The sequence below is a fragment of the Methanobacterium alcaliphilum genome (assembly GCF_023227715.1).
Taxonomy (GTDB): domain Archaea; phylum Methanobacteriota; class Methanobacteria; order Methanobacteriales; family Methanobacteriaceae; genus Methanobacterium_E; species Methanobacterium_E alcaliphilum.
In genome coordinates, this window is the sequence record NZ_JALKIF010000001.1 from 70,453 (window position 1) to 89,208 (window position 18,756).

Annotated in this window: 16 protein-coding genes and 2 tRNA genes; 8 read left to right on the forward strand and 10 right to left on the reverse strand. The window is 32.9% G+C overall.

All coding sequences use genetic code 11. From position 1 onward, the window contains the following. Positions 1-3 precede the first annotated feature (3 nt). Together MXE27_RS00355 and sucC are read left to right on the forward strand one after the other, a co-directional pair. On the forward strand, positions 4-552 hold the full coding sequence (locus MXE27_RS00355; protein WP_248610409.1) for a 2-oxoacid:ferredoxin oxidoreductase subunit gamma: 549 nt from the start codon (positions 4-6) through the stop codon (positions 550-552). Between the two features lie 31 nt (positions 553-583). Continuing rightward, positions 584-1,687: an ADP-forming succinate--CoA ligase subunit beta gene (sucC, locus tag MXE27_RS00360; protein WP_248610410.1), complete on the forward strand. Its 1,104-nt coding sequence runs from the start codon at positions 584-586 to the stop codon at positions 1,685-1,687. Between the two features lie 67 nt (positions 1,688-1,754). Here sucC and MXE27_RS00365 read toward each other — a convergent pair whose 3' ends face one another. After that, positions 1,755-2,255 (reverse strand): TIGR00288 family NYN domain-containing protein, encoded by a 501-nt coding sequence (locus MXE27_RS00365; RefSeq protein ID WP_248610411.1) that lies wholly within the window; start codon positions 2,253-2,255, stop codon positions 1,755-1,757. Between the two features lie 296 nt (positions 2,256-2,551). Here MXE27_RS00365 and MXE27_RS00370 point away from each other — a divergent pair, with 296 nt between their 5' ends. Next, a complete protein-coding gene (locus MXE27_RS00370) occupies positions 2,552-2,956 on the forward strand; it encodes a PaaI family thioesterase (RefSeq protein ID WP_248610412.1) in 405 nt (134 codons plus the stop codon). Between the two features lie 42 nt (positions 2,957-2,998). Here MXE27_RS00370 and MXE27_RS00375 read toward each other — a convergent pair whose 3' ends face one another. From MXE27_RS00375 to MXE27_RS00385, 3 genes are all read right to left on the reverse strand, one after another. Beyond that, on the reverse strand, positions 2,999-3,481 hold the full coding sequence (locus MXE27_RS00375; RefSeq protein ID WP_248610413.1) for a tetratricopeptide repeat protein: 483 nt from the start codon (positions 3,479-3,481) through the stop codon (positions 2,999-3,001). Between the two features lie 64 nt (positions 3,482-3,545). Continuing rightward, positions 3,546-4,235 (reverse strand): methyltransferase, encoded by a 690-nt coding sequence (locus MXE27_RS00380; protein WP_248610414.1) that lies wholly within the window; start codon positions 4,233-4,235, stop codon positions 3,546-3,548. A gap of 73 nt (positions 4,236-4,308) precedes the next feature. Further along, entirely contained in the window at positions 4,309-4,767 is a 459-nt protein-coding gene (locus tag MXE27_RS00385) for an AraC family transcriptional regulator (RefSeq protein WP_248610415.1), read from the reverse strand. A 340-nt stretch (positions 4,768-5,107) separates the two neighbouring features. On the opposite strand from MXE27_RS00385, the gene MXE27_RS00390 reads away from it, so the two are divergent. The 3 genes from MXE27_RS00390 to MXE27_RS00400 all read left to right on the forward strand — a co-directional run bounded on the left by MXE27_RS00390 (position 5,108) and on the right by MXE27_RS00400 (position 9,746). Next, positions 5,108-7,795 carry a PAS domain S-box protein gene (locus tag MXE27_RS00390; RefSeq protein ID WP_248610416.1) on the forward strand — a complete coding sequence of 896 codons (2,688 nt, stop codon included), beginning with the start codon at positions 5,108-5,110 and terminating at the stop codon, positions 7,793-7,795. A 101-nt stretch (positions 7,796-7,896) separates the two neighbouring features. Then, on the forward strand, positions 7,897-8,457 hold the full coding sequence (locus tag MXE27_RS00395; RefSeq protein ID WP_248610417.1) for a TetR/AcrR family transcriptional regulator: 561 nt from the start codon (positions 7,897-7,899) through the stop codon (positions 8,455-8,457). Between the two features lie 56 nt (positions 8,458-8,513). Next, positions 8,514-9,746 (forward strand): aldo/keto reductase, encoded by a 1,233-nt coding sequence (locus MXE27_RS00400; protein WP_248610418.1) that lies wholly within the window; start codon positions 8,514-8,516, stop codon positions 9,744-9,746. 55 nt (positions 9,747-9,801) lie between these two features. Here MXE27_RS00400 and MXE27_RS00405 read toward each other — a convergent pair. Both MXE27_RS00405 and MXE27_RS00410 read right to left on the reverse strand, forming a co-directional pair. After that, positions 9,802-9,888, reverse strand: a tRNA-Ser gene (locus MXE27_RS00405). Positions 9,889-10,367: 479 nt separating this feature from the next. Next, a tRNA-Ser gene (locus MXE27_RS00410) sits at positions 10,368-10,452 on the reverse strand. A 147-nt stretch (positions 10,453-10,599) separates the two neighbouring features. Here MXE27_RS00410 and MXE27_RS00415 point away from each other — a divergent pair. Beyond that, positions 10,600-10,977: a carboxymuconolactone decarboxylase family protein gene (locus tag MXE27_RS00415; protein WP_248610419.1), complete on the forward strand. Its 378-nt coding sequence runs from the start codon at positions 10,600-10,602 to the stop codon at positions 10,975-10,977. 228 nt (positions 10,978-11,205) lie between these two features. Here MXE27_RS00415 and MXE27_RS00420 read toward each other — a convergent pair whose 3' ends face one another. Then, a complete protein-coding gene (locus MXE27_RS00420; RefSeq protein WP_248610420.1) occupies positions 11,206-13,794 on the reverse strand; it encodes an Ig-like domain repeat protein in 2,589 nt (862 codons plus the stop codon). 424 nt (positions 13,795-14,218) lie between these two features. Here MXE27_RS00420 and MXE27_RS00425 point away from each other — a divergent pair, with 424 nt between their 5' ends. Next, a complete protein-coding gene (locus MXE27_RS00425; protein WP_248610421.1) occupies positions 14,219-14,776 on the forward strand; it encodes a hypothetical protein in 558 nt (185 codons plus the stop codon). 281 nt (positions 14,777-15,057) lie between these two features. Here MXE27_RS00425 and MXE27_RS00430 read toward each other — a convergent pair whose 3' ends face one another. The 3 genes from MXE27_RS00430 to MXE27_RS00440 all read right to left on the reverse strand — a co-directional run bounded on the left by MXE27_RS00430 (position 15,058) and on the right by MXE27_RS00440 (position 18,689). Continuing rightward, entirely contained in the window at positions 15,058-15,717 is a 660-nt protein-coding gene (locus MXE27_RS00430) for a GIN domain-containing protein (protein ID WP_248610422.1), read from the reverse strand. A gap of 428 nt (positions 15,718-16,145) precedes the next feature. Further along, the gene (locus MXE27_RS00435; RefSeq protein ID WP_248610423.1) at positions 16,146-17,537 is read right to left on the reverse strand and encodes an MATE family efflux transporter; all 1,392 of its coding nucleotides are present in this window, start codon (positions 17,535-17,537) and stop codon (positions 16,146-16,148) included. Between the two features lie 324 nt (positions 17,538-17,861). Further along, positions 17,862-18,689 carry a carotenoid biosynthesis protein gene (locus MXE27_RS00440; RefSeq protein WP_248610424.1) on the reverse strand — a complete coding sequence of 276 codons (828 nt, stop codon included), beginning with the start codon at positions 18,687-18,689 and terminating at the stop codon, positions 17,862-17,864. Positions 18,690-18,756 lie beyond the last annotated feature (67 nt).

Genomic DNA, 18,756 nt, shown 5'->3' on the forward strand with positions numbered 1-18,756 from the left:
AAATTGCGAAAAGAAATTAGAATCGCTGGATTTGGAGGTCAAGGTATTATACTGGCCGGAATAGTAATAGGTAAAGCTGCAGCATTATACGATGAAATCCATGCTGTTCAAACCCAATCCTATGGGCCCGAAGCAAGAGGTGGTGCTTCCAGAACAGAAGTAGTGATTAGCGATGGGGAAATTGATTATCCTAAAGTTCAAAACCCCGATATATTTGTAGCAATGTCCCATCAAGCCATGATGGCTTATCTTGATGATTTAAAAGACGGGGGTACATTAATAGTAGACCCTGACATGATTGTTGAAGAAGAAATTCTTCCGTTTATAAACAAACACAACATAAAATATTATAAAGCTCCAGCCACCAGGACTGCTGAAAAAGAAGTTGGACTTAGCATTGTCGCTAATATAGTTATGATTGGAGCTATAACTAAAATTACAAATGTTATATCAATAGAAGCCGCGGAAAATGCAATTAAAGATAGTGTTCCTCCTGGAACTGAATCTAAAAATCTATCTGCATTTGAAGCCGGAGTTGCTCTCTTTGAATAAAAGCAATTAAAAATTATTTAAGGGTTTTAACATGAAACTTTACGAATATAATGCTAAACTAATATTTAAAAACGAGGGTATTCCGATACCTGAGGGTTACACTGCCCGCGATACCTCCGAGGTTAAAAAAATATTTGAAAAAATGGATAAGCCTGTAGCTTTAAAATCGCAAGTGTTGGTAGGGGGAAGAGGGAAAGCAGGAGGTATAAAATTTGCAGAAGATCCTCAAAATGCAGTTGAAGTAGCTGAAGAATTATTATCAACTGAGATTAAAGGAGAAAAAGTGAATATACTTCTTGTAGAAGAAAAAGTATCTATTCAAAAAGAGTTTTATGTTAGTGTAGCCTTTGATCGTGCCAATAAAAAACCTCTCATTATGGCAAGTGCTGAAGGTGGAGTTGAAATCGAAGAACTGGCATCCACTAACCCTGAAAAAATCGTTAAATATCATATTAATCCTTTGGATGAATTTTTACCATACGAAGGGCGTGAAATTGCTCGTAAAATGGGGGTGGGTAGTTCACTCATATCTCCCGTAGGGAGTATAATCTGGAAACTTTATCAAGTATTCCAAAAATATGATGCCCAACTTGCTGAAATCAACCCATTAATTATTACAGATAAAGGAATAATTGCCGCAGATGCTAAATTAGAATTAGAAGACGATTCGCTATACAAACATAAAGAATTTATGGAATTAGATGAGTATCAGGAAGAAGAATTTGCATTTGTTAAACTAGAAGGAGACATAGCAGTCATTGGAAACGGTGCAGGTTTAACCTTAACTGGCATGGATATGATTAAACTCAATGGAGGAGAACCAGCTACTTTTTTAGACATAGGTGGTGGAGCATCTCCGGACATTATAAAAAAAGCTCTTAATCTTGTAATTTCTTATTCCCCAGTTAAAGTAATTTTCTTAAATGTTCTGGGAGGGATTACCCGTGCTGATGATGTGGCTAAAGGAGTGATTAAAACCCTGGAAGAATCCGAAAGAAAAGTTCCACTGGTTATAAGGCTCACTGGAACTAATGAAAAAGAAGGTCAAAGATTGTTAGATGCAGCCGGTATTTCATTTGAAACATCCATGGAATCCGCTGCTAAAAAAGCCGTGCAATTGTGTAACTCATTATAGAAACACATTAATAATTTTTTTTCAAAAGTAAAATATGATAATTACTAATTTCAACTTAAGAATATAATTAATTTAGGTTAATTTCAGGAACTGGTTCTGTTTCTAAAACAATTGCTTCATCAGCAGAATTTTTTAAAGCAATACTAAACCCCGGTTCTGCACCAATAACAATAGTTTCTTTTCCATGTTCTTTAGCGATATTAATTAATGGTAAGAAATCTGCATTACGGGTCATCAAAGCAATAACATCAATATTGGGATTTCTAATTAGTTCATATGCTTCCACTGCCAGTTGCACATCTACATCTCCAGCTACAATCATTGGGGAAAATCCCTGATTTACCACTGCTTCAATGAGTTTATCTGAAGCATACTGATTAAGTAACACTTTTCCAACTTTTAAGTTTCCTTTTTCAATTATCAAAGCTTTAACTACATCCAAATCAGAACAAAATTCTCTACGAAGCATATTTGGACCATCCACTAAAAGACCCATACTTTTTGCTCCAGAACTGCCTGTTTTTATAGGTAAGTAATCTTTAAATGAAAATTTTTCTTTATTATGCATTTTTTTCCTCTAAATCAAGTTTATATTATTTATTCATTATATTTTTATAGTATATGTCAATCTTCAAATAATTTATTTTAAATTAATAAACACATACTAAAATCTTAATTGTATTATAACTACTTTTTGTATCTAAAACATATCTTATATAACTATGCCCAAATCATGCCACATTCACCTTATTTTAGAATAAGTCATAGTATCCCCATTATACAATTAATATATAAAAAACAATTTATATCCCCTGACTTAGAAAAAATATTACTATAAAAAAATTCAGTACAAGAGGCATTAAAATGGAGCATATAAAACAATTTTTCAAAAAAGATAAATTCGCAGAATATAATAACATTCAGCTCATAGAAGTACAAAGAGGATATGCTAAAGCAAAGATGCCAATTACAGAAAATCATCTAAATGGTATTGGAACTGTTCATGGGGGAGCAATATTCACTCTAGCTGATTTAACTTTTGCAGCAGCAGCAAATTCTCATGAATATGTTTCAGTGGCCATACATGCAGATATTTCATTTATGACAGCAGCTATAAACGGAACGTTGTTTGCAGAAGCTAAAGAGATTTCCCGCAACCCCAAACTTGGGACATACACTATTGAAATAACGGATAATAAAGGTAAATTAATTGCAATTTTCCAGGGTATGGCTTATGTGAAACGGGAAAAAATAGATTTTTCAAACTAAAAGAGAGTTAAAAAGATGAAAATTTAGCCAAATATTAAAGAATTACTTTATTTTCTTTAAAAGTTGATCTAAAAGATCACTTGCTTCCTTGAAATTTTTATCAATTTTTATAACTCGTTCTAATAATATTTTGGCTTGCATGTATTCCTGAAGATTATAAAATCCCTGGGCTTGTAAAAAAAGAGCATATTTATAAAAATCATCCTTAAGAGAATATTTTTTTAAAAACAATCCCATAACGTCCACAGATTCCTGAAACCGATTTAGCATCAGTAGAACATATCCTTTATTATACAAAACCATATGATCTTTAGGATTTAATTTGATAACCTGTTCAAAACAGTACAATGCTTGCTCATAGTCCCCTTTATCTAAAAAAACTATCCCCTTGTTATTCCATGCGGGAGTATAATCTTTATCAAAAGTTAATGCTTTATCAAAAAATTCTAGAGATTTTTCAGTTTCACCCTGCCCTAAAAAAGCCATTGCTTGATTATAATACATTTCAGTATCCTTATTAGTCATTAAAACACCCCATTAATAGTGAGAATAATACATAATCTATTCACTAACATCATATGCCCCTAAACTATTTAATACAATAAAATCCAGCTTGCAAATAAGAATACCATAATATTTCTACTAATCTAAATCCAGATTCTCTTAAAAGAGTAAGATGATCTTCCACTGTGATGGGAAAATATTCAACATCAAATCTAGCAAGATGAGCGTCTATTTCTTCTTCATCTTTTCCCTGTTCAAGCTGAAAATTTTTCCAATAGGCTTTACCGATCTCCACCCCATTTTCTGTGAGAGGGCGGATATTTTCAAAAGTTACAAAAACCCCTCTATCCTTAAGAAGATCATGACAAATATTTACAGCTTTTTTTCGGTCATTTTTAGATAGATAATGGTGGCATTGAATTGCAGTAATTACATCTACTTTTTCATCAAGTTTCTGACTGAAATCTTGAGTGGGGGACGGATCTAAAAATTTTATTCGGTTTTTACTTAAAGTGCAAAATTTTTTCTGAGCTTGGTCTATCATACCCTCAGAAGGATCTAAAAGAAGAAACTGAGTTTTTGGAAAAACTCTAAGTGCCTTAGTTATAAGAGACCCTGTTCCACACCCCGTATCCATCCAAATTTTTGGTTTTTCAGGTAATGATTTTATTAGATTTATGGTTTCTTGATGATAAGATGCATAATAAGGTAGTGTGTTTATAACATGCGCATCATAAAGTTCTGAGATATACGGCGTAGTATTATCATGACTCATTTAATTCCCCACAAATTGGATTTTAAAGCATTACTCCTTTTTAAAGAAGATATTTGATAACCACATGCAATTGCTATTTTTTCATAACTGGAAACTGTACTTCTGTGAGTAGTTCACCTGCATCAACCATTGCCGGGTCATTTAAATATACTTCGGTAACAGGCCCTACAATCTCATACCCATTATTTATGGCATATTCAGCAATACCATGGATTACCGGACCTACTTCAGTATAAGGACCTTTATGAATAGCTGTTAAAACCATTTTTGATTGAATTTCCTTGATTTTTATTGTTTCATCTTCTCCTACTTCCCCTTTAAAAGAAAATCCAATTTCATATTGAAGTTCTTCTTCACTGACTTCCTCAGGACTATTGAAATAGGTCCCATAGACCATACCCGTCATTTCCAGTTCTTTTTCCATCACCCATTTACCAACTTCCTGAATGTAATCAGGAATCTTTTCATAAGACCCAGAACATACCATATAAGCGACTTTCACTTTATCCGTAGTTTTCTCTTTTATTTCCATGATAAAACCCCTTTAACAACTAATATGTATTAATATTTATTTATTATTAATTGTTTTAGCAAAAAATATCCCTATTGTCAAAAATATTTGGGGATCAGTTAGTTAAATATTACCTGGCTAAATTCGTTTTTATTTCAATTTATTGATGAAATATAGCTCAAACTCCATCCATGAATTGTACTAGGTTCATTTAATCATTTATTTTTACATTTGTTGATTAAAAAACTCTATTATATTTAAAATAAATTATTAGAATATCCTGATTTTTATAAATAAATTATTTAATAATAAAATTCAAAATATATACATTTATTATTTTTATATATTTGAAGGGTTTACAATGAAGCAAAAAGAGAATACAGAAAAAGAGCTCATTGCTGAATTGAAGAAATCACAAAATATTATTTCTAATTTAGAAAAGACCGTTACTTCTCAACAAAAACTCATTGAAGAATTAACTTCAAATGAAAATCTTTTAAAAACTCAAGAAAAGCTGAAAGCTAGTGAAAAGAAATATCGTAAGATCTTTGAAAATGTGCAGGATATTTTTTATCAAACAAATAATGAGGGGATTATAACTGAGATTAGTCCTTCTGTTGAGAGATATTCTGGTTATAAAGTAGAAGAAATTCTTGGAAAACCTGTAGAAATAGCATATGAGAACCCAGAGGATAGATTAGCATTATTAAATGCCATGAAAAAAAATGGCGAAGTTATTGACTATGAAATTAACTTAAAAACCAAAACGGGAGATATAATTTCATCATCAACTAATGCACACATCATATATGATTCAAATAATCAACCTCAGGGAATTGAAGGTTATTTACGGGACATATCTGAACGTAAAAAAGCAGAAGAATTATTGCGTACTACTCAAATTAGACTAAGGGTTGCTTTAGATCTGGCAAAAATTGGTAGTTGGGAATATGATGTAGAATCAGATACATTTACCTTTGATGATCAATTTTATTCATTATACGGCACCAGTGCCAAGAAAGAAGGCAAATATATGTCTTCTAAAGATTATGCAAATAAATTTTTACCCCCAGAAGAATTACCATTAGTGCGTGAAGAGATTGAAAGAACACTGACTACTGACGATCCAAACTACACCAATCAACTGGAACACAGTATAATCCGCTCTGATGGTGAAAAGCGTTTTATAGTTGTTAGAAATAGTATTTTAAAAGATGACACAGGTAAAACTATAAAAATTTTTGGTGCAAATCAAGATATAACAGAAATGAAAATGGCAGAGGAAGCTCTTAAAAAGAGTGAAGAAAAATATAGGAAAATTTTCGATAATGTGCAAGATGTCTTTTATCAAACCGATTTAATGGGAAATATAATCGAAATCAGCCCTTCTATCCAAAGATATTCGGGATTTAAAAGAGAAGAGCTGCTTGGCCAGCCCGCGAAAAATATGTATTCCGATCCTCAAAAGAGAGATGAAATGTTAAAAATCATAGAAAAGGAAGGAGAAATTTCTGATTATGAATTAGAATTAAAGGACCGTGCAGACAATATAATAAATGCATCAGTTAATGCACATCTTCTTTTAGATAATGATAATCAGCCTGTTGGGATTGAAGGATCTATAAGAGACATCACAGAACGCAAAAAAAGTGAAATAGCTCTTAAAAAAAGTGAAGAACGTTTTAGAACAATATTTGAAACTACTGGTGCTGCAACAGCTATATTCAATGAAGAAAACATTGTTACATTGATTAATAGGCAAATAAAGAATTTACTTCATTATTCTCCTGAAGAAATTGAAAATAAGTTGAAATGGATCGACTTTGTTCATCCTGATGATTTAGAAAAAATGATGAAATACCATAAGATCCGTGAAAAAAAACCGAGCAGTGCACCTAAAAGCTATGAAACCAGATTTATCGATCGGGAAGGGAATATACATAATACCAAAATTACCGTGGATAAAATTCCTAATTCTGAAGAATATGTTACTTCAGTGCTAGATATTACTGATTTAAAAAACGCTTATAAAGAATTAAAAACTAGTGAGAAACGTTTCAAATCTCTCTTTGAAAATAATCCAGTACCATATCAATCATTGGATATTAATGGAAAGTATATCGATTTTAATGAACAGCTTTCTCATTTATTAGGTTATCCTCCATCTGAAATTTTGGGTCGAAAATTCAGTGATTTTTGGTCAAAAGAAACTGTAGATCAGTTCCCTGAAAAATTTAACCGTTTAAAAAATGAAGGATGGGTCGATAATATTGAAATTGAATTATCACAAAAAGATGGAACGACAAAAACAATTTTACTAACAGGTAGTGCTCAAAAAGATCCGAAAACTGGTAAATTCCAGCGCACACACTGCATACTTTATGATATTTCTGAGAGAAAAGCAATGGAAGAGCAAATTAAAAAATCACTTGAAGAAAAGGAAATGCTCCTTAAAGAGATCCATCACCGGGTTAAAAATAATTTAATGGTTATATCTAGTTTACTCAATATACAATCCAGGTTAATTAAAGATAAACAAGCCCTGGATGTGTTTAAAGAAAGTCAGAATAGAGCTAAATCCATGGCCTTAATCCATGAAAGGCTTTACAATTCTGTAGATTTAAAAAGAATTGATTTTGGCAATTATATTCAAACATTAAGCAGTGACCTTTTTCATACATATGTGCTTGAACCTTCTAAAATAAATCTTAAATTGAATGTTGAAAATGAAATGGTGGATATAAATACTGCAGTCCCACTGGGCCTTATTGTTAATGAACTTATTACTAATTCCATGAAATATGCTTTTCCTAAAGGCGAATCCGGAGACATTGAAATATTTTTCAGACACACTGGTGACGAATTTATTTTAAGAATTAAAGATGATGGGGTGGGAATCCCCAGAGATTTAGATATTTTCAACACAACTACTTTAGGATTGCAATTGGTTACTAACTTAACTAATCAAATTGATGGAAAAATTGAATTAAATCGAGAAAATGGGACTGATTTTGAAATTACATTTAAAGAACCGCATTACACAGATTAAAGTCATATTAAACTATTTTTAAGACTTATCATTAAAAAAACAAAATATTTAAATACTAAACCGACTAATCAATCTAACAATATGGGAAAAAGGTGAAACGGTTGAAAGAAAAAGAGTTGCGTATCCTTAATTCATCGTTAAAACTATTCGTAGAGCGGGGTTTTCATGGTACTTCTACAGCACAAATTGCAAAATCCTCAGAAGTAGCCACCGGCACATTATTTCACTATTTCAAAACAAAAGAAGAATTAATTAATCGGCTTTATTTATATTCTAAAGAATGCATGCTCAATGAAATTAGTAGCAGTTACAACCGAGATGAATCCCTTAAAGACAATGTGAAATCATTGTGGACTACACTGATTGATTTTGGAATAAATAAGCCAGAAATGTTTCAGTTTATTCTCAGTTTTCACTGCTCACCTTATATTACATCCCTTACTAAAAAAGAAATAGAAACCAGATCAGAAAGTGTGGTAGAAGCATATATTATAGGTATAAAAAAGGAATTGATTAAAGATGTTTCTTGTGAACTGATTATGGATTTTCTATGGGGTAGCATAGTTGCCACCATCAATTATTTTGAAAAATACCCTGAAAAATTAAACCCTGAAAATAAAGATATGGCCTTTGATTTGTTCTGGGATGGAATTTCATGTTAAAGATATTTTTAAAGTGGAAAATTAGACTGACAGGTCAGTCTATGAGGTGTTAATAAATGCAAAAAAGAGCTATTAAAAAAACAGGAGACAAATTATCTGCTCTTGGTTTTGGAGCCATGCGCTTACCTACCAAAAATGGAATGATTGATAAAGAAAAAGCTAAAGAACAGATTTATTATGCAATCGACCATGGCGTGAACTTCATTGACACAGCAGTACCGTATCATGGGGGAGGTAGCGAATCATTCTTAGGAGAGATATTATCTGGAAAATACCGGGATACAGTTAAAATTTCTACAAAAATGCCTCAATGGTCAATTAAAAAATACGAGGACATGGACAATATATTAAATAAGCAGCTTGCTACCTTAAAAACAGACCATATTGACTATTATTTTATACACAGTATTGGTAAAAGCAGTTTTGAAAGATTGAAAGAACTTGGAATTTTAGAATTTCTAAATAATGCTAAAAAAGAAGGTAAAATAAAATATTCTGGATTTTCTTTCCATGACAACAAGGAATCCTTTAAACCCATAGTAGATGCCTACGATTGGGATGTATGCATGTTACAATTCAATTTTCTGGATGAAAACAGTCAGGCAGGAATTGAAGGAGTGAAATATGCTCACTCTAAAGGTATGGGGATTATTGCTATGGAACCTTTAAAAGGAGGTCGTCTGGCTGGAGACATTCCTCCACAAGCAGAAAAAATATGGGCCAACTCTAAAAAACAAAGAACTCCAGCCAATTGGGCATTGAGATGGGTTCTCAATCATCCCGAAATCACATGTGTTATTTCTGGAATGAACAGTACAGATCAGTTGAAAGAAAATTTGCAAATAGCCGGCGATATTAAACCAAATTCTTTAACATCAGTCGAGTTAGAACTGTATAATGAAGTTAAACAAGTATATTCTAATTTAATGAAAATCAACTGTACTACCTGTGGTTATTGTCTCCCTTGCCCTGCAAACATAGATATCCCTGGATGCTTTGATCTTTATAATGAAAAGTACCTGTTCAAGGATAGAACAGCAGGCATTACTTATATCTTAAGAATGGGTGGTGTTTTTAATGATGGGGCAACACATGCTGGGCTTTGTATTGATTGTGGAAAATGTGTAAAAGCATGCCCTCAAAAATTAGATATTCCAGAATTATTAGAGACCGTGTCTAAAGACTTAGGTGGACGCGGATTTGGTTTAAAAACAAAAGTAGTGGGTTCTTTCATTTTGCCAATTTTTGATAGTTTACTATCACTTAGAAGAAAAGTAGCTAACAGTTAATTTTTCTCGTTAATCACAATAAACAATGAAAAATGTTAAATAAATATAAATCAAACGCCGAGACTGGGATTTGAACCCAGGACGAGCCGATAGCTCAACAGGATTTCGAATCCTGCGCCTTACCCAACTAGACTATCTCGGCAAATTTTATATTTATGATATTGAAGTTACGGTAATTAAATCACTTCTTTTTTAGATTAAGTCAATATATATTTTGAGTTAATTCAGGTTTTTATAAGTTAATTCTAAATACAGAATCATTTGAGAATTAATTCATTTAATTAATTTTTTTTCATTGAATAAAAACCCTTGTCATGACAAGAAATCCGAAAAGCATTATTTAAAAGATAAATATAAGTAAGTCATTTATCGAAAGATTTTAGATAAATTTCATTCTTCTATTTTTGAGAAGTGTTGATACAGATCAGGGTGTTTAGTTTACCTCATGGTTTCTTAATCTTTATGCAAATTAAATAATCCATGATTAAATCAATAGTAATTAGTTAAACTTGTAAAATAAATTAAGCTATTTTTATTAAAACCATAAGCAATGAACAAGAGCTTTTTAATATTATTTGGTTTAGATAAAACTGATTCTTAAAAATTTTAAAAAATAATGAACGCCGGGACTGGGATTTGAACCCAGGCGGAGGATACCTCCACAAGATTTCCAGTCTTGCGCCTTACCAGGCTAGACTATCCCGGCTAACAAACAGCTTACTAAGATTTGAATTCATATCATAAAAAGTTTGTGATTTAATTTAGCAGAACGTGATTGCAAAAACAGCCAAAATTTATTGTCGGACAGGAATATATTAATTTATTTAAATATTAATTTATAGAGGTGAAAAAAATGGAAAACCGTTACCAAAAAGGGCTTGAGAAATTAAAAAAAATAGATGGAAAAGCCGGTGAAAATGTTATTGAAAGTCTTAAAGATATTGCTCCAGACCTTGCAAAGTACACTATAGAATTTCCATTTGGAGATATTTATTCCAGAAAAGGATTGGATTTAAAGTCCAGGGAAATTGCAACCGTTGCCGCATTAACTGCTTTAGGTAATGCAACACCACAACTTAAGGTGCATATCAATGCAGCCCTTAATGTAGGATGCTCTAAAGAAGAAATAATTGAAATAATAATCCAAATGGCAGTTTATGCTGGATTTCCTGCAGCTTTAAATGGCATGTTTACTGCTAAAGAAGTATTTGAAGAGAATAATCTGCTTTAAATCTGAATTAAAACTTATTTTAAATATTATTAAAAAAATCCATATTCCCTCTTTTTCTTTTTCAAACCATATTCCAATTTTGAAATTCAATACAATTATTTGTTTTATATCAGTATTTAGTTAACACCGGCAAAATGATTAAAAACCCCAATAGATTAATAATTCAAAAGTTAACTGCTTAAAATCTACGATATTTAAGTTTAAAAAAAAAGAAAAAAATAAAAAGGTTTATTTTCTTTTAGACCCTAAAAATCCACTTACGACTAACAGCATCGCCATTGCTAAGTAATGTATAGGAATTCCAGTGCTCTGCATAGGTACAGTACCGTTTGCTGCTTTTGGTTTAACTATGTTAATATTTACAGCTTGCACACTATTTTTCAAGTTTGGATCGTAGGTTATGGTACTTACGCGAGGAGCGATTTTAAATGATCCAGTTTGGGTGGCTTTTACTATGACGTACAGCCATGGATCACCTACAGGCACATTTCCCAAAGTCCAGGTTATAGTCCTTGTTAAAGGATTATATGAATATTTTGGGTTTCCACTCATACTCACGAAAGTTAATCCTTTCGGTAAAACAAGCGTGAATATGACGTTTTCAGCCGTGTCTGGACCTTTATTACCTAACTTGAAAGTTATTTTTACAGTCTCTCCGAGGATAATTTTCTTTTTGCTAATAGTCGTAATGACATATACATTTGACTGAGGTACTTTAAGTTCACCTTTTCCAGTTGAACCCAAATATATATTGTCTTCAACGAATTTAGCATTTATAGCATATTTTCCCCCTACAAGACCAACATAGTACTTTAAAGTAGCAACACCATTAGCCCCAGTAATTGCAGAGCCTGCATTGGCACCATTCACCTTGAAAACTATAGTTTTTCCTGCAACAGGGTTACCATAGTAATCAGTTAAAGTAGCTTTCAAGTTTATAATTTTACCGTGATTACCAATAATATTGGAAACCAGTAAATTGGTTGGTGTTTTATCTACAGTCAAAGTACTCGTGTCACTTGAACCGAGATATCCATCATCTTCCTCGAAAAGCGCTTCAATCACATATGTTCCTGCTGTTTTAGCAATAGTGTATGATAAAGTAGCTACACCATCAGCATCAGTTTGAGCAGTGCCTACCTGATTCCCATCTACTTTGAAAATAACCGTTTTACCCTCAATTGGATCACCGTTGTTATCTTTCAAATTAGCTTTGAGATTCACGTTCTGGCCATTAAACCCCTGAGCATTTTCCACTTCAATTGTTGTTGGCATTTTTTGGATGTTAACTTGGGTTTTAACATTGTTTTCATTGTCTGCAATGGCAAATATCTGCACAAGATCTACCGGCAGAGGTAATGTACCATCAGCAGTGAAAGTAGTTTTACATTCCCCATCTACTGTTGTAGATGATATTGGATCTAAACTTCCCCAATCAGCAGTGAAGGTTATAGGAATTCCATCAGCAACAGGGCCTCCAGGAATTAATGGTGAGTTATCATTGGTATGTGTTATTTCAGCAATAACCTCTAAGGTATCGGTGTAGAACATATTGGGTGTTGGTAGAGGACTTATTGTGAGTATCAACCACGGTGTGAAATTCACAGGTCCTTTAACTCGGGAAGCCGGGCTTTCATTTGAACCCCACCAGTTGCACCGAGCATCAACTTTTTCAGTACCGTGTCTTCGTATGTCGTAGTCTCCATTGTTAAACAGGTAGTTATAGTGTACTGTGGCATCTGAATAAAGATCAGCGAATATTCCGCCAGTTTCTCCATCACTTCCACTTGATCCACTACTACTTCCAGTTCCACGGCTACCTCCAGTACCAGGATGGTTATCTTTCAGTATGCTTCGAGTCATATCCAGGTAAGCCCAATTTAATATATTATTACCTCGAACATAGATGGCTGCTTCACCACCACTACCACCACTACCACGGAAAAATCCGTTACCACCATTACCACCGTTACCGGCGTAATTATCTGTGATTATGCTTCTTGTGATAGTTACTTCACAGCCTATATGATCAAAAATAAGTTCTTGATTGTAGATTGCACCACCGTAACCACCATTACCACCATTACCACCCCAATATGGGGCGTTTTGGTTGTAGGCGTTACCACCGTTACCACCGTTACCGGCTTTGTTGTCAGAAAGGATACAGTCGTTTATGGTTAGTTTTCCAGTGTTATATATGGCACCACCATTACCACCATCACCACCATTACCACCAGGCCTAATCAAATATACACCATTTTTTCCATCACCACCATCACCAGCGCGACAGTTGGTAATGGCGCAGTTTTCCAGAGTTAGTGTACCTCTGTTAATGATAGCTCCACCGTCACCACCAGATGTTCCAGCAGTCCCATCCGGTGCTTTACCATTAATCATAGTTAAGTCAGATACGATTAATGTGTATCCTGGAAGCACGGTTAATATCCTACCATTGCCACTAGCATCTATAGTAGTCTGATCGCGGCCTGCGCCTTTTATTTTCAAATTTTTATCAATAGTAATATCATAATCTTTATGATCATTGTCTTGATAAGTATTGAAGATTGCTGCATTCAGGTTTATGGTGTCATCATCGTTGGCTTTAGATACCCCCCAGTTGATTGTTTTATAAGGGTTTTCTATAGATCCATCTCCGTTATCATCATCCCCAGTGTCGTTGACGTAGATATCTGCAGCTGAAACGGCACCACATAGTGTGAAAATGAAAATAAAAGTAAGTGCTATTAAAGTCAGTCGTTTTTGAGTTTTTTTCAGTTTTTCACCTCCTTTATGTTCATTTAATAAACATGATATCAAGTTTACTTGAAATAAAGTCAGAATCTGATGAATTCTCAGATTATATAAAAGGAGTTAACGACTTAAAAAAAGATACAAGTCCCCCATATTAATGTTATTTAATATCATATAAATTATTTACTAAAAAATGATTAAACTATTAGATTTAGAATGACTGATGACTTCTTTTTTCAGCACAAATAATAACTACAATTTTAATTGGTAGTTGATCAATTACATTCACTAGTTTAATGAATACTGTGAAAGTTATTTTTAAAGGTTTAATCCATTAAATATCTACCTAATATGCTAAACCACAATAATTCTAATAATAAAGTTAAAAATAGAAAAAAACTTTATAACATGAAATAATAGTATTTTATAATTCCCATTGAGCATTATACTTAATATTTAATGAAATTTTTTTAGAGAAAAAGATGATAATATGGATCAGAAATATTTTTGGATTGTTGGAATTATAATCATTATACTTGGTATTGGAATGGCTTTTACTTTTATTTCAGCAGAGAAACATAGCCATGAACTAGATCTTGCATTATCCCCTTACGCAGTTTTTGAGGGAACTGTTATTTCTTTATCTTTAGACAATGAAACGTATCAGAACGGAAGTAGTTTAGAAATCGTTCCTAATGATACAGCATTGATTAAAATTGACAAAATTATTAGGACAGGTGGTTCTAACTTCAACTGGACTTCCATAGGTTTAGAAGAAGGCCGTGAAGTTTCTGTTGGTTTCACTTATACTGCAAGGCCCGCCAGGATAATTCGAGTACAAAGTGGAACCTGGCAAAATAACCAGACTGTTTCCCATTCAATTATCCCTACAAATATCACTTTTGAAAATGGATATTTTGTATTTAAAATAAACGGCCATTATAATAAAGAAAAAATACTCCCTGGACTTAAAGTTGGCTCTAAATTCAAAGCAAAAGTCTGGAATACATATGAATTCAAAATTGCAGAATATGAAATCATTAATTGAATTGATTATAAACTAATAAAAACTTTTTTCTCTTTTTTAAAAATGAATTCATTAAATGTCTTCATTTGTGATGGAACACGATGATTAATTCATCAGATACATAAAAGACTTGATTATGGGCTTAATAAGTTTAATACTGGTTTTATGGGATTATCTTAGAGCAAATTTTTACGAAAAGCAGAAAAAGTAGTTATTCAGATAAATAGAATCTTAAGCAATGATATTAACATGATTTTAAAAAGAAATAAAATTTGAAATCTAAGTATTTAGATTTCACTTAATTAACTACTTTTTTTCACCGATCCTTCACCATTTACCTGCTGGGTTACTTTTGGACTTCCTTGGTAAATTATTGAACCGCCACCATTAACTATAGCATTGAGGGTTTTTACCACATTTAATTCTGCGTTACCTTCACCATTGATGGTTACAGTTGCTGTTTGAGTTGGCATATCACCAGCCAGAATGCTCCCACCACCATTTATAGTAGCCAACAGATTTCGAGATTTACCTTCTAGGGTTATTTTACCTGTATCCACTGTAACTATGAGTTTATTTGTATTCAATTTAGATGCTTGAATTTCCCCACCACCCGTACCGGTAATTGTATCCATATTTTTAAGTGTCAAATAAAACTTCACTGCTCTGTTACTAATAGCATTGTAATTACTGATAGCTAAGCTGTTTCCTGCAACAGTAGTTGTAATTTTTGACATAATATCACTCTCAGCTTCTATTACAAGAGAATCATTATCTCCTTGCTGAATAATTAACGTGCCAGGACCAGTTAATATTACATTAGTAACTCCACTCACATCTTTTGTAGTATTCACTTTACCACTTGTCTGATTTCCTGTTCCATTATCCTGCGTGCATCCCGATGCTGCAACTACCAAACACAACACAAACCCCACCATAACAACATAAGACATTTTTCCCATGATAGACCTCCCTAAAATAGAGTATAATATTTATTTTTTAGTTATTAACAGATAAATGTTCGTTAATTAACTAATTACTGATAATATTCAAAATATAATGATCGACAGGATAATTTCCATATAATGATGATTAATTTAATACAGATATTCCATAGTGCTTAAGCTGAAAAAAAGATCTAATGATGGTTGAGAGAAATTCCAGGTGCTGATCCATAAATTGCTTGATATTATCAGAAAAATTTAATAGATCTGCTTTATTGGTTAAACCCCGAATTTATATCTATTTAATCAAGAAAAAAAGTTCAGTACCATTGTTTTCCATATATTCGATCTGCAGTTTTTATGCGAATTTGATGAAGAAAAAGAGAGAATTTTGATTAAAATGGTGGAATTGGGGAAAAAAGATGAAAAATAAATTATTGATAATCTTATTTCACATAACTCTTTTTAAGTCGGTTAATGTAATAATTAGCCCATATATATGCTACAACACATCCAAGTCCGCCCCCTACAACTATTCCCCACCATACTCCGGATGATCCCCAGTTGAGTGTGAAGGCAAATAGATAGGCAAAAAAGGAAACAAATACCACCTCTCTAAGTACAGTTAATAGGAGGGAAGTTACACCTTTTCCCATGCCCTGAAATATAGAACTGGCCGTGATCCCAAAAGGCACTGTAAGGTAAAATAGACACATTACTTGCAGAAAAGCCGCTATTTGTGGAGCCATAAATGCACTTTGTGAAGAATAAGCAAATATGCTGGCTATATTCCCTGCAAAGAAATAAGAGAATAATGAGGTAACTACAGCAATCCCCACTCCTAATTTAACAGAATATTTTAGTGCTATGGAAAGGTTCTGGTATTTATGAGCACCATATGCTGCACCAGAAACAGTTATGGCTGCAGTCCCAATACCTATCGGAGGTATCATGGCCATCATAACTACCCGCCATCCCGCAGTATATACTGCCACTGCTTCTGCTCCACCAGTTATAACCAATATAAGATTTAAAACTACTCCTAAAACAGACATTACGAATGATTCTGCGCTGGCAGGTAAACCCACCACCAAAATATCTTTTATTACAAGCCAGCTTGGTTTAAAATCTTTGCGGGTAAATGAAACATAAGTATCTCTTTTTAATAGTAACCAGTAAACCATCAAAGCACATGCTATGGTTGAAGATATTATCGTGGCCCATGCAGCCCCACTAACGCCCCATCCCAAGTAATAAATAAATATGGGGTCCAAAACGATATTTAATATAGCTGTGGCAGCCATTGCATACATTGGTCTTTTTACATCTCCCTCGGCCCTTAAAATACCAGAGGCGACACTGGAAAATATAAATAGTACTAAACCTCCAAATACGATTTGACCATACTGAATAGCTAGATTTACTGTTTCACCAGCACCCATTAAGAGGAGAATATTCTGGAGAAATAACAATGTGAATATAGTAAAAATTCCAGATATTACTAGAGTAAGAATTATGGAGTGTATTGCCGCGTTATCTGCATTTTTCTTATTTTTAGCACCTATACAACGGGCAATTAATGATGTTGCACCTGCACCTAATCCATTACCCAACCCTATGACTATCATAAATAGAGGGTTAATGAATCCCAAAGCAGCGAGAGCATTGGGTCCTAAACCTGCAACCCAAATACTATCTGCAAGATTATATGCCATGATTAAAAGCATTGAAATAATCATAGGTACTGAAAGCGCACGGATAGCTTTTTTAGGGTCCCCAGTCACCATGGATATACGTTGATCCACTTCACTATTCAAATTTTGATTATTAGAACTCATCTTTTTCTCCATTATATCTTTAAAAAACCGTATGCTATTTTTATACTTCAAATAAACTAATTACTCCTTAATATTGAAATTAAACATAATAATAGAGTTCATCTTAGCAAATAAGAATCAAAACAATTTATGTCAAATTGTGAAAATAGAGAATTACTTCTTTTTTTTACGAGTAATATACTTTTCGGTAAAATGAGTAAAAATTGCATGAAAAGATGCCATGCTTTTTTAAAGTCTCCATAAGTCTTTCCTTATTTTAATCGGCGAGTTATCAAAGATACCATCATCATTTTAATCCCCTATTTCTTTTTAAAAAATAATTTATCACTTTAAATATCCATTATTCCAAATATTAATTAAAGCCAGTAATGCAACAAAGCCCATAGTAAAAACAGTGATTAAAGCCATGGACAATGTGATATCATTATACTGGTAGAATATTGACAATATAGTGCCCAGTGCAGTTATACCATAAACAGCTGCTGCTTCACTCCAATATGGTTTATTGAATACTTTTTCAATTTTTACATGGTCATACTTCGAGATATATATTGCAAATATCTGGAAGAAAATGAATACCACCAGAAACCAGCCAGCAAAATTAGAGATAGGAACCCCATAATAAGCTCCCGGAGTTGTCCATACCCATAATCCTTGTAGAGTTGATGATATGGGGTCAATAGTTAAATCCCACATGACCATGAGAAATGCGGCTATAAATGGGACTATGAAAATTTGTTTTCCTTCTAGTTTTTTATGATATTGTCCAGTTAAAACATGCGATAATGCCCAGGCCAAGTACCCTATGGAAAAATAGGCAAATATTATGATTAAAGGAACTGTTAACAAACCCAAACTAGGAGAGTAATGATAAAACCCAAATGGAAAACCTGTGGCAATACTAAGATTCTCAAAAGAGAAACTTACCACCCAAGTAATCAAAAAGAAAATAGCAATATTTCTCCACCCGTATCTCTCTTTTCCATGGAGAATTGCTAGTATGAATAGAATAGCAGTTACCAGAAAGCTATCTATAGCCAGTAAATTTGGGTTTTTGTAAGTAAAAATCAAAAGTAGATTTACAATTAAAAAGATGATTATTAAAGACCATCTCGATTTACTAAAAGATGATTTATTAATTTGATCAGACATATCAGCTTCTCCCAATTAACTAATTTTTTAATTTATTCATTAATAAAAATATCTTTATTTTAATTTT